Origin of the sequence: Lyngbya aestuarii BL J, from assembly GCF_000478195.2 — a bacterium.
Lineage (GTDB): Bacteria > Cyanobacteriota > Cyanobacteriia > Cyanobacteriales > Microcoleaceae > Capilliphycus > Capilliphycus aestuarii.
In genome coordinates this window covers 15,714-28,542 of sequence record NZ_AUZM01000072.1, presented here as the reverse complement: position 1 = coordinate 28,542, position 12,829 = coordinate 15,714, and the positions used below count along the sequence as shown (strand labels likewise).

General features: G+C 41.5%; 10 protein-coding genes. 7 read left to right on the top strand and 3 right to left on the bottom strand.

All coding sequences use genetic code 11. The annotated features are described in order from the left end of the window. Positions 1 to 56 precede the first annotated feature (56 nt). Both M595_RS22445 and M595_RS22440 read right to left on the bottom strand, forming a co-directional pair. A complete protein-coding gene (locus M595_RS22445; RefSeq protein WP_040483940.1) occupies positions 57 to 377 on the bottom strand; it encodes a hypothetical protein in 321 nt (106 codons plus the stop codon). 140 nt (positions 378 to 517) lie between these two features. Continuing rightward, positions 518 to 1,066 carry an EAL domain-containing protein gene (locus tag M595_RS22440; RefSeq protein WP_023068770.1) on the bottom strand — a complete coding sequence of 183 codons (549 nt, stop codon included), beginning with the start codon at positions 1,064 to 1,066 and terminating at the stop codon, positions 518 to 520. Positions 1,067 to 1,673: 607 nt separating this feature from the next. Here M595_RS22440 and M595_RS22430 point away from each other — a divergent pair. The 4 genes from M595_RS22430 (at position 1,674) to M595_RS22415 (ending at position 7,099) form a co-directional block, all read left to right on the top strand. Then, positions 1,674 to 3,779 (top strand): DICT sensory domain-containing protein, encoded by a 2,106-nt coding sequence (locus M595_RS22430; RefSeq protein WP_040484517.1) that lies wholly within the window; start codon positions 1,674 to 1,676, stop codon positions 3,777 to 3,779. 224 nt (positions 3,780 to 4,003) lie between these two features. Continuing rightward, positions 4,004 to 4,432 carry a photosystem I reaction center subunit II PsaD gene (locus M595_RS22425; protein ID WP_023068767.1) on the top strand — a complete coding sequence of 143 codons (429 nt, stop codon included), beginning with the start codon at positions 4,004 to 4,006 and terminating at the stop codon, positions 4,430 to 4,432. Positions 4,433 to 4,544: 112 nt separating this feature from the next. Further along, a complete protein-coding gene (gene trpE, locus M595_RS22420) occupies positions 4,545 to 6,086 on the top strand; it encodes an anthranilate synthase component I (protein ID WP_040484516.1) in 1,542 nt (513 codons plus the stop codon). A gap of 128 nt (positions 6,087 to 6,214) precedes the next feature. Further along, positions 6,215 to 7,099, top strand: coding sequence for a PhzF family protein (locus M595_RS22415; RefSeq protein ID WP_023068776.1), 885 nt, complete (start codon positions 6,215 to 6,217; stop codon positions 7,097 to 7,099). Positions 7,100 to 7,164: 65 nt separating this feature from the next. Here M595_RS22415 and M595_RS22410 read toward each other — a convergent pair whose 3' ends face one another. After that, entirely contained in the window at positions 7,165 to 8,595 is a 1,431-nt protein-coding gene (locus M595_RS22410; protein ID WP_238987124.1) for a CHAT domain-containing protein, read from the bottom strand. A gap of 183 nt (positions 8,596 to 8,778) precedes the next feature. On the opposite strand from M595_RS22410, the gene tatC reads away from it, so the two are divergent. The 3 genes from tatC (at position 8,779) to M595_RS22395 (ending at position 12,789) form a co-directional block, all read left to right on the top strand. Then, on the top strand, positions 8,779 to 9,606 hold the full coding sequence (tatC, locus tag M595_RS22405) for a twin-arginine translocase subunit TatC (protein ID WP_023068766.1): 828 nt from the start codon (positions 8,779 to 8,781) through the stop codon (positions 9,604 to 9,606). A gap of 326 nt (positions 9,607 to 9,932) precedes the next feature. Further along, entirely contained in the window at positions 9,933 to 11,630 is a 1,698-nt protein-coding gene (locus tag M595_RS22400; RefSeq protein ID WP_023068759.1) for a Cas10/Cmr2 second palm domain-containing protein, read from the top strand. A gap of 46 nt (positions 11,631 to 11,676) precedes the next feature. Beyond that, positions 11,677 to 12,789, top strand: a complete 1,113-nt coding sequence (locus M595_RS22395) for a type III-B CRISPR module-associated Cmr3 family protein (RefSeq protein WP_338041667.1) — start codon at positions 11,677 to 11,679, stop codon at positions 12,787 to 12,789. The last annotated feature ends 40 nt before the right edge of the window (positions 12,790 to 12,829 follow it).

The window sequence follows — 12,829 nt, the reverse complement described above, 5'->3', positions numbered from 1 at the left end:
GCCTATTGCCTGCCGCCTGCGTTGCGCTATAGTATCGTTAATTTTTAGTTTCATAATTAAAACTGTTGTAAAAACTCTAACAATTCTCTTTTAGAATAATCTTTATTATCATCAACAACAAACTCTTTATTTTCGTCTATACATTTAAAAAATCTAAAACGAAATACCTCGGTTAGATACAAAGCTTCTCTGTAAAATGAAGTTAATTTGGTTAGATCATTAAACGCTTTATCATAAAACTCTTTTATTGTTAAATCAGGCATTTTAAATTCGGGTATTAAACAGCTACTAAAAGGTATTATAGATGTACATTCCCAATCCTCTAACGAAAAAACAATATTCCAATACGTTTCTGTTGAAGTTATTTTAATTTTCATAATTTAATAAAGAATAACACTTGGCAGAATAGATCTTTAATTCAACTGGAGCTTAGACTAAACTTTGAGCAAAAAATCAATATCTCCTATTAATAGTTAAAAATGCCGGAGTCTGTCAAAATCCTCAAACTCAAGGCATCTCAAATGACCTGACGGACTTGTTCAGATACAGTATTAAAAGTGTTGAGATGTTTCTCATTGTACATTTTTGGTGCAGGTTTTATCAACACACCCGGCTTTAGCAAAAAATCTTCAATTTGCTCACCCGGTATCGGTTTGGAGAATAAATAACCCTGTCCCGATTCACACTCTAGCGATCGCAGTTTTTCCAGTTGTTGGGGGGTTTCTATACCTTCTGCAACCGTTGCCAAATTCAGAGATCGCCCCAAGGTAACAATCGAGTGAATAATACAGCGTTCTCGCGTTCCTCGGTTGAGAGTTTCCACAAAAGAACGATCAATCTTGATCACATTCAGCGGAAATTGATGCAAATATCTCAAAGATGAAAATCCCGTTCCGAAATCATTAATGTGTTGAAAATCATCTAAATCGATAAATAGGACAGCAAACCGATAATTGTAGCGGCGGTAGAAAAAGCTAACAAAGAGAAATTCCGCCGTAAAAATAATAATCGCATAGGGATGTTTCCAGAGAAAATAGGTACAGCTTGCCGAAGCGATCGCTGCCACTAAGCCCCATCTCTCTCCATACAAGCGACTAGACGAGCCAAACCGCGATCATGCCAAACAGGAAATCGATATGAAAGAAAAAAGACCAGCGAAAGTAATTTCCGAATATTCCCAATGCAATTAATAAGATTGCGCCCAAGATGTCTTTGGATAAGAACGATGATTTTGATGGGTTTAAACTCATCTTGACCTCTATTCTTGAGACCTTTCCTCAAATATTAAGCGATCGCTACAAGTACGGCAGAATATTTTCCCTATTGCCAGGTTAGTTTATATTATGTCCGATTAATCGATGATGATTATCTAACAGTTTTAAAAGCCAAAAATTTGCTAATAAGTTAAAAAAATAACCGAGATATTTATTCAAATTTTCTCCAATTTCAATTTCAATCTACCTCTTGTATTGATTTATTGTTCAATTTTTGGTTTAAACTCAAGTCAAAATCCAGCCTTTCCAAAGCAATCGCTAAAACCACCGGGAAGAAAAAAAGATCGTTTGTTTTTTGTATATGTTGTCAGACGTGATAAACTGCTAGTTAAACTGAGAACGGTTTCGCTTGGGATAGCCAGGACTAGGGCCAATCCATCCTTCAACCCTAACCACTAGATGAGTATCTCGACCTCGGTACTGACAGATTTGGTGCAAAGACTGCCCAAACTGCGGCCGCAAATTTATTTTAAATCATCCCTAACGGCTCTTTCTCATGCGATGGAAGATCAGGTTTTAGCGGGAACCGACGGGCCGCTTGTGATTGCCACCTTTCAGCGAGAGCGGTTTTATCGTCAAGAAGCTCACCGCTATCGACGCATCGCTCAACATAGCGATCAAGTCTACATTATGGCAGCCCCAGAAACAGAGTTCAAAAACTCATCAGTTGGGCATGAAATTGTGGCGTTTGGCGCCGAAGAACAGTTAAGCCAAGAATGGAATTTAGTGGTTCTCGGTCAACATTACTCCACCTGTCTGGCTTGTGTGGAACGGCAGAATTTAGCCGAAAAGTCTCAGATTCCTGAACAACTGGCGATGGATCAGGCGCGACCCTTTGAAGGCATATGGACTAGCGATCGCCATGTTTGCTTACTCGTCGCCCAACTTTTGCTGGATCGGATTGTCTATTATCGCCCGGAACTGCGTGCTAAAGTTGAACAAGCCCTCAAGGTTTACGGCATAATTCCGCCCTCTGGAAAACGCCAAAAATCCACCTCTCGTTCTTCTAAAAAACAACAGTCCTCCCCTGGCTCAAACGGACAATCTGACTTATCTGCCTCTCAATTTAGTGATGCCTTTGCTCACCGCTTAGTCACCTATTTACAAGCAGGTCAACACAAACTATTACGAGTTTACCGTTCTCTAGCCGCTCAAGAACGCAAGGAACGCTTAGTCAACTCGATCACCCACGCGATTCGACAATCCCTCAATCCCCACGAAATCATCAAAGTCGCCACCCAAGAACTTGGGGAAGCCATGCAAGCGTCACGGTGTTTAATTTATCGGTGTAAGTTCACAGATGAAGTGGTTGTTCTGACTCATGAATATCTCTGCTGTCAGCCGACGGACAACTGCGTATCGCCAGTGGACTCCCTGATCGAACAAACTTGGCCCCTGCAAGCTAATCCTTTGTTTCAAGCTGTTGTCAACCATCAAGATCGAGTCTATTTAACCGATACTTCTCTGTCTCCTGAAACGGCGATCAAATCTCCAAAAAATCGCGATCTTCAGCCGGAACTGTTACAGTTGGAAGTTCAAAATAAAATCAAACAACTGGCTGTACCTTGGCAAATTCAGGGTTGGTTAATGGTTCCGATCTTGTATCAGGGAAAATTACTGGGAATGGTGGAATTACATCAATGTACCCCTGAATCTCGAAGTTGGAAAGAAGATGAACTTGCCTTAGTCGATGCGATCGCAACTCAACTGAGTGCAGCTTTAATTCAAGCCCAAACCTACGCAAACCTAGAAGATCTCAATCAACAATTAGAAGCGTTAGAACGCACTCGAAGTAATTTAATTGCGATTACCGGACATGAACTTCGCACTCCGTTATCAACGATTCAAGTGTGCTTAGAAACCCTCAGTCAAGAACCGGATATGTCGTTAGATATGCGACAGGTAATGTTAGAAACGGCTTTAACAGATGCCGAACGGCTGAGAAAATTAGTGCAGGATTTCCTCACATTGTCTAATCTTGAAAGTGGACGAGTAGATTGGAACCCCGAAACTTTACCGTTGAGAGAATGTGTTGATTTAGCGGTGAGTGGACTTCGTTCGCGTTTTTCTGAGACATTATTACCGGGAATTGAAACCGATGTTACTGATGATTTACCCTTAGTAAAAGCAGATGGGGAATGGTTAGTTGAATTACTTTCAAAGTTATTAGATAATGCTTGTAAATTTACCAGTCCGGAAGGAAAAGTAACCGTTAAAGCCAAACGCAATGGCAATCAAATGTTAGAAGTGACAGTAGCTGATACTGGACGAGGAATTGAACCCAACCGTTTAGAAGCTGTTTTTGATCGTTTTTATCAAGAAGAAGGTTCACTCAGACGGACTGTGGGAGGAACAGGTTTAGGACTGGCAATTGGGAAACAAATTGTTACAGGTTGGGGTGGACAAATTTGGGCGAATTCTCCCGGAAAAAATCAAGGTAGTGAGTTTCATTTTACGGTTCCGGTTGTAGAAGCAGAAGTGGAAGTCATCGGTACACCGCCGTAGAATCGATGCCGAATGCACTGCCGCGGGCGATGACTCGTACCCGGCGTCAAATAGGGAGTTTAGAAGTGATGAATTCTCAATTCTGAATATTTCCGGTCTCCCCAACTCCGGAATAGGTGACGGGTAACTGATCATAACTGTCATGTGTAACGGTTCTTTACGATCGCTCTTTATTCGGCAAAATCAGTGATACGATGCCGTAAAAACATTACTATAGACCTTCTATGGCAGAACAACTGACTGGAAAACCCCCGATTTTCGGCGGTAGCACAGGCGGCTTACTCTCCAAAGCCGAAATCGAAGAAAAGTACGCGATCACCTGGACTAGCCCCAAAGAGCAAGTCTTTGAAATGCCCACAGGTGGCGCTGCTATTATGAATGAAGGTGAAAACCTGTTATATCTAGCCCGCAAAGAACAATGTCTCGCATTAGGAACTCAACTGCGGACAAAATTCAAGCCCAAAATGGAAGACTTTAAAATCTACCGTATTTATCCCAACGGCGAAATGGAATACTTACATCCGAAAGATGGCGTATTCCCTGAAAAAGTTAATGAAGGTCGCGATTTCTACGGTAAAATCGAGCGTAATATCGGATCTAATCCTGATCCAGCTAAAGTCAAATTTAGTGGAAAAGCAACTTACGAAGTGTAATGTTTGGCGTTTGAGCAACGCTAAATCAACGATTAAAACGCTCTATTAAAGGATAGGATGGAGGATTAAATCATGCCTTCATCCTTCACTATTTCATCACCTCTAGACCGCTATGATGTTTCCGGACTTCTCACAATTTCAGCAACTGGCAACTCAAGGCAATTTTATTCCCGTTTATCAAGAATGGGTGGCTGACTTAGATACTCCGGTTTCAGTGTGGTATCGAGTCTGTGCGGGTCAGCCCTACAGTTTTCTGTTAGAATCCGTTGAAGGCGGGAGCGCGTTGGGGCGCTATAGTTTTGTCGGTTGTAACCCGGTTTGGGTGTTAGAAGCCCGAGGAAGACGCACAACACAAACTTATCGGGATGGCAGAATAGAAGAATTTGACGGTGATCCGTTTCAAGTTCTAGAAAATTGTCTTGCCCCTTATCATCCGGTAAAATTACCCCAGTTACCCTCTGGAATTGGAGGGTTATTTGGGTTTTGGGGATATGAACTGATTCGCTGGATCGAACCGCGTGTTCCGGTGATGCAAGCGACTGCCGATCAAATGCCGGATGGGTTATGGATGCAGGTTGATCATCTGATTATTTTTGATCAAGTTAAACGTAAAATTTTAGCTATAGCTTATGCAGATACTCGCAATGGTGATCTTCATACGGCTTATCAACAAGCTTGCGATCGCGTGACACAACTGCTTGATAAATTAGAATCACCGCTATTTTCACGAGAACGAACGTTGTTAGAGTGGACACCGCCAACCGCCAACAAACAACAACCCAACTCCAGCGAAATTGACGGTTATCGCAGTAATATTTCCCCAGAACAATTTTGTGCGAATGTCGAAAAAGCCAAAGCTTATATTAAAGCGGGAGATATTTTTCAAGTTGTATTGTCGCAGCGACTTTCTGCCCCCTACGATGGCGAACCGTTTGCATTGTACCGTTCTCTGCGGTTAATTAATCCTTCTCCCTACATGGCTTATTTTAACTTTGGGAATTGGCAAATGATCGGATCGAGTCCTGAAGTGATGGTCAAAGCCGAGAAAACCTTTGAGGGAAAAACGATCGCCACGTTACGTCCAATTGCGGGAACTCGCCGTCGGGGACAAACAGTGGCCGAAGATGATGGGTTAGCAGCCGAGTTGTTACAAGATCCCAAAGAACTCGCGGAACACGTTATGCTAGTAGACTTGGGACGAAATGATTTGGGGCGGGTTTGTGCTAATGGTAGCGTCTTGGTTGATGAATTGATGGTGATTGAAAGATATTCTCATGTGATGCACATTGTTAGCAATGTTGTGGGAGAATTAGCAGAGGATAAGACCGCTTGGGATTTGTTGAAAGCTTGTTTTCCAGCGGGAACCGTCAGCGGGGCGCCCAAAATTCGGGCGATGGAAATTATCCATGAGTTAGAAGGGTGTCGTCGTGGGCCTTATTCGGGGGTGTATGGCTATTATGATTTTGAAGGACAGCTTAATAGTGCTATTACGATCCGAACAATGTTGGTTAGCCCTCAAACGGATGGTAAATTGGTCGTGAGTGTTCAAGCCGGGGCGGGTTTAGTGGCAGATTCTGATCCTCAGAAAGAATACGAAGAAACGCTTAATAAAGCGAGGGGTTTGTTGGAAGCAATTGGTTGTTTAAAACAATAGTAGATGTTGAAATGTTTGGGGTGCGATGCTTGTTGTTTTCAACTTAAAAGGGTTGATCGTTAACCTTAATAATAGTGTTTTCTAAGCAATCTATTTTGATAAACCATTGAATACTAATAACGAACATCATGGAATTTTACATTGTTGATGTTTTTGCAGAAGACAAATATGCGGGGAATCAATTGGCTGTAATTTTCGGTGAGGGAGTCGCTTCTCTATCCGATGCAGAAATGCAGCAAATTGCCCAAGAGATGAATTATTCAGAAACGTCTTTTATTCCGTCGAGTAAAACCGAAGATGGAGGCTATGATGTCCGAATTTTTACCCCTCAAAAAGAATTACCTTTTGCGGGCCATCCAACACTAGGAACAGCCTACATTATGCAACAAGAAATAATTAAAAAACCGCTTGAACAAATTATTTTAAATTTGGGAATTGGGCAAATCCCGGTGACGTTAACTCAAGATAAAGATGGTGATGAAATTTTATGGATGCAACAGAATAAACCTGAGTTTTATCACACTTTAGAGGGGGATTTAGTCGCACAAGCGTTAGGGCTAGATATTGCTGAAATTGATAGTCGTTTTCCCATTCAAGAGGTTTCAACCGGAATTCCATTTATTTTGGTTCCGCTGACAAATTTAGCAGCATTGAAAAAGGCAAAAGTAAATTTAGAATCCTATTCAAAGCTGATGGAAATTACCCATTCCAATGAAATTTTAGTCTTTTCTCCAGAACCCTATAGCCCAGAAAATCAGATTAGTGCGAGAATGTTTGCACCCGCTTTAGGAATTCCTGAAGATCCAGCAACAGGAAGTGCAAATGGATGTTTAGCAGGATATTTAATTAAACATTCTTATTTTGGCCAAGATCAGATAGAAGTTAAAGTGGAACAAGGTTATGAAATTAATCGACCTTCAATTTTGTATTTGAAAGCTCGACAAGTTACTGATACAATAGAAGTGAGAGTTGGGGGAAAAGTTGTGAAAGTGGCAAAAGGAGAATTATTTTAGGCAGAGATGAAACTTTTGCTACATATCTATCTCCCTATCTCCCTATCTCCCTATCTCCCTATCTCCTACCAAGGATTTCCAATCAGAGTAAATGCAGACCAATAGAAAGGATGAGACAGTTCTTCTTCTGTATTAGAGGTTAAACTCGGCGGTAGAGAAACCTCGCCCCGAGAAATTAACAGTTCACCTGCTTGTAACCGAACTTTACCTCGAATCATGGCAATTTGAGCGGTTTTAAGTGCTTCTGCTTTGGTCGAAGCTGTTTTTAACTGTTGATAAAATTCACTCATCAAAGCCAGGGTACCGCGATCGCTAACATACCACAAACTGGCTAACGCCGACTTCACACCCGACTGGAGAGCTAACCCCGCAAACCCTAACTCGACATTATTATCTCCAACTGCCGTTTGACAAGCACTCAACACCAACAATTCAGCAGGCGGGGTACTCCACCGCATTTCTTTCATTTGACTTAACCGCAGTTGAGTATCCCAGAGTTGAATATAGGAATTTTCCGGCTTTCCCGCTCTAAATTGGGCATGAGTCGCTAGATGTACAATCTCAAACCGATTAAAAGCCAACTCCGTCTCTAAATTCTGCAAAGTAGACATTTGGTTGAGCAGAGATTTTCCCGGCCATTGTCCCAATAAATTTGATAATGACGCTTCTTTCTCGGATTCAGGTTTAACAATATTTGATAATTCTACAGGTACCGCTGGAAGGGGATTTTGTTCTGTAAATTCCGACACTCCCATTGCTAAAACCTCTCCCCGTTGAAGATTCTCGTAATTGGTATCAACCAACAAATTAAATGCTGGAATTCGGGTTAAGCTATATTTCTCCACCAAAAACTGTTGTCCGTCATGCAAAACGCCCAGGGGTAACGTTCGCAAACCTGGCCCTGTACACAAAAGTAGAGTATCAATCCCTTTTTCCTTCAGCGTTGTTTCAAAAGGTTGAATAATCCATTGATACAATTGTTGAGCAGGTTTAAGATAGGAAGTTGTGTCGATTCTCCTTGGGTTCGTGACTTCTAGATAGAGTCGCTGAACTTGTTTCATTAGAGTGATATGATCGGCTTCTGAAATCACATTACCTGTTGCTTCGCCATCGGGAGTCAATAAAACTAATTTCAGATAATCGGCTTGAGGGGCTACCCACAAAACAGCAGGTTGGCTTCCGGTTTGGCTGGCGAGACGAGAGAGAATTTTGGCAATATCATCTGATGTCAGAGTGACTTCTGCCAAATCGCGGTTAAAATAATCTTCATATTGTTTTTCCCAGGTTGTTTCTAAGCTTGTGACCTCATCTCGCCAGTTTAAATTTTGGGGAATCTCCTGAGATAATGTAGGTTGAGAGAGGACAGCGAGTAACACACCGAAAAATACAAAACACAAAACAGCTAGCCCACGGTTTACACCATTCCGCCTGATACGAATTGCGGCTAGGGTTGACGTGAGAAACACCCGTATCTGGTGTTTGATGAGTTTGATCATGTCACTCAGATTAGAATGGTTTGACTCGATGATAACGAATCTTGCAGACAAATTCGTTATTAGTAATCTTGGACTGAACCCTTAAGTTTTTTCATTGCTACAGAGGATCGAGTTTCTATCCGAGAGACGATACAATAGTTAATAATCTGCTGAAATCTTGATTATTGAAATTATTAACTTGATATGACACCTCTAGAGACTCCTGAATCGGGTTCAAATCATAACAATAGCGTTACCCTCACTGAAGAAACTTCTGACCAACCGTCGATGAATCCTGAAGAACAGGAAATGAATTCAGGTGATGAATTTCCGGATGAAGTGGAAATGTCGTTATTTGATCATTTAGAAGAATTACGACAGCGTATTTTCTACTCGTTGATCGCAGTGGGAATTGCTGCGGTGGGTTGTTTTATTTTTGCGAACCCTATTGTGGAAATTTTACAAAAACCCGCCCAAGGGGTGAAGTTTTTACAACTGGCGCCGGGAGAATATTTTTTCGTTTCTATCCAAGTCGCGGGTTACAGTGGATTATTATTAGCGAGTCCGTTTGTTCTCTATCAGATTGTTAAGTTTATTTTACCGGGGGTTAGTGTTCAAGAACGTCGATTTTTAGGGCCGATTTTCTTCGGTTCAACCCTTCTGTTTGGTGTGGGATTGGTGTTTGCTTATATGGCAATTGTTCCGGCTGCACTGAAGTTTTTTATTGGTTATGGTGCTGATGTTGTTGAACAGTTATGGTCGATTGAAAAGTATTTTTCCTTTGTTTTAAAATTATTGTTTGTGACGGCGTTATCTTTTCAAATTCCCGTGATTCAGATTTTGTTAGGTTTACTGGGAATTGTTTCTTCTGAGAAAATGCTTTCCGGTTGGAAATATGTCGTTTTAGGTGCTTTTGTGGTGGGGGCAATTTTAACACCTTCGACTGATCCGTTAACACAAAGTTTGTTAGGGGGATCGGTTGTTATTCTCTATTTTGGTGGAATTGGAGTGGTTAAGGTGTTAGGAAAATAATCGTTTTAACTGCAAAGTTAAAGGTCTAATTGTGAGTTAGAAAAATTAGAAAAACGACTATAAACCTAAGTTTAAAAAGGGTTTAAAACTAAACAGAGAAAGGGGTACAAACGACTTTAACCCTAACTTACTCTGACATTTTGCTTTGAATTTAATTAGGGTGGGCTAGGCCCATCCTACTCCTATAATATTACTCCCCTCGCCTTTTAGGAGAGGGGTTGGGGGAGAGGTCAAAATCTCCCAAAATTTCTAATGGAAGAGGGTATTTCCAGTAACAGATAGAATAAGTGTACCGGATAAAAATGCGAATTCAAGGAAATTCCAGAATGTCCTATACCGTGATCACATTTGCACCTGTTCAGGGTTTCATCGAAAATTCTCGTAAACTCAGAGACTTGTACGGAAGTTCATTTATCTTATCATATCTCGCCAAAGTTCTCTGCGAAGACGCCCAACGATATTTTGAGTACGAAAAAGGGAAATCTCCTCAAGAAAACGATCCGGTTATTTCTCCTGCTGTCATCAACGTTACTCAAGGGACACCGAACCAAATTATCATCCGGGGAAAATACCCCGAAGCCGACGCCAAACGGGTTTTTAATGATGCGTGGCGAACTCTTGTTATCTGCTGTCGGGAAGAAATAGAAAGCCGGGTTCCCAACCAAAACTATAATTGGAAACGGGTTTGGAATACTTGGGCGAATTATAGTTGGGAATTCTTCTATTTTTGCGGCGGAGAAACCATTACAGACGCCCGACAAAAATTAAATGAAATTAAGCGATCGCGAAGTTGGGTGGGTATTAATTGGATCGGGGAAAGTTCAACGTTATCGGGTAGTGATGAAATTGCATGGCCCGGAATGACCGATCAATTTAACCCAAAAAAAGATAGTATTCGCGAAGTCAACCAACGCATCGAAATCTTTTATCAACACCTCAGCAAACAGTTTACTGAAGCGATTATTTCGCCCAAAGAACAGCTTAGTGTTCCTGAATTGGTAAAACGTTTGGTGACGTTAGATAAGGTTGTCAAAAAGCTAGAGTTGGAAGAAAACGAATATCCGAGTGTTGAAATTCCGGAAAAAAGCTTTAAAGACATCAACCGCAAAAATGACAACTCCGAAGATAATTACTGGACGGGTTGGTTTCAGGGAGATGGGGATAAAATTGGCGATTATCTCAAAAGTTTGAACCAATCTAACGACCCCAAGAAAGAAGAAGAAATTCTCCATAATTTTAGTTCGGCGATGATGAAATGGGGTGAATATTTCAAACAAGAATTTAAAAAAGAAATTCGGGGTTCTAAACTAAAACAATCACCGGGTCGAATTATCTACGCGGGGGGTGATGATTTTCTGGGCGTACTTTATCAGCAAAAATCGCAAATTAATCCTCAAGATTGTCTGGAATGGTTTTATGAGTTTCCCGAAATTTGGAAGCAACACAAGCAAGAAATAACGGTTAGTGTTGGTTTTGTTTGGGCGGCGCCGAACGTTCCCCAAAGGGAAGTTTTACAACACTGTCGAGAAGCCGAACAATCTGCTAAAAAATCGGGACGCGATCGCATTGCTTTGAGGATTTTATTTAATAGTGGAAATCATTTGGAGTGGACTTGCCCCTGGTGGCTGTTAAAAGATTTACTCACCCATTATCGCGATCGCAATCAACGAAAAGGCGAACAAAACTGGACTCATTTGTATAACGATATCGCTGTTTTAGAGTCTCGCCATGCGTTTACCCGAGAACAAACTAAAGTAGCAGAAGCACTGTTTAAAGCCTATTTTCCCGAACAGCCTTGGGAAGATATTGTCGGTAATGATAACTATGATCAGGCTTTTAATCATCCCGAAAACTCTCACACGGGAATACTGGGGGAGAGCAAAAACTACACCGATAAAAACGGCGAACTTGAACTTGAAAATGTTCGCAAAGACATTAACAACTGGGTAATTAATCTCGGAAAAGTGGGATTTCACCTGTTCAGATTCTCGGATAAAAAATCAGAAATTGAATCCAAAATTTAACCCGAAAAAACCTTGTAAAACTCGGCAAATTATGCTATAATATGTAATTATCATTCAACCGTTAGGTCTGCTCTACGGAAGTTCGGGGCGATTCCTTTCCCCCGAAAATTTAGTCGGACGTTCCGGCACACAATTTCCCCCCACAGCAGCCACGTTATCCGGTTTATTCGCTTACTACGCACACCAGAATAATAAACCCGAAATCCTCCCCGATTTGTTATTAGCCGGGCCGTTTTGGGCGGAGGAAAATAATCCTCAAAACTTCTATGTACCGACTCCGTTTAACTGTTTGGTCAAAGACAATGAGATTCAACATCAAATGTTCTTCGACGGGGAAAACTGGAAGGTTTGGGAAGATAATCAGCCAACAATTCCCCCGGATGATAAGTATCAAAAGGGAACTTGGGTGGCAATTAACGACTGGGAAAAATTGCAAAATTCCCGGCCCAAAGAACTCCCGAAAGTTCAAACAAACCCCTGGAAATTTTTACCCCACCTTCACCCCCGCCTCCAAGAAAAACAGCGACGGGTGGCGACGGACGCCGACGAAACTCAAGGGAGTTTGTTCTTAGAAAATGCGGTACAACTCCACCCCGACGCCCGCTTAATTTATCTATCCAATACCAAAATTGATGAGGGTTGGTATCGGTTTGGAGGTGAAGGACATTTAGTGAATTTAAGCTGTAAAAAGTTAAATAATTCCGGAAAAGATTTGTTTAATCAACCCTTGAAAAAAAGCTTTGCTTTAATTGTCCCTGCGGTTTGGGGGAGTAACCGTCATTCCTATCGCAGTCCTGAATGTGACCCCACTGTTAACAAACTGGGTTGGCCAGAAAATCAAATTAACAGTCTTCTCACCCAACGTCCTCAACCCTTCCGCTATCGTTTGGGGAAACGCAAAACCGACGACAAACCGATTTCAGAACCCTTTCAAACCCAAGCTTTAACCACTGAAAATGAACAAAACCCTCAAAATTCAGGATTGCTTTCTCGCGGACGTTACGCGATACCCGCAGGTACCGTTTATGTTTTGCAAAACCCCTTAGAAAAAACCTGGTATCAATGGGATAAAAGTTGGTTTCCCCAAGAGGGATATTATTCATTGAAACGTTGGGGATGTGGATTAGCATTGCCCCTAGATAACGCCATTATATCTTAACACAAACTCTCACCCTTTATTCATCAATCAAAAGGAATAT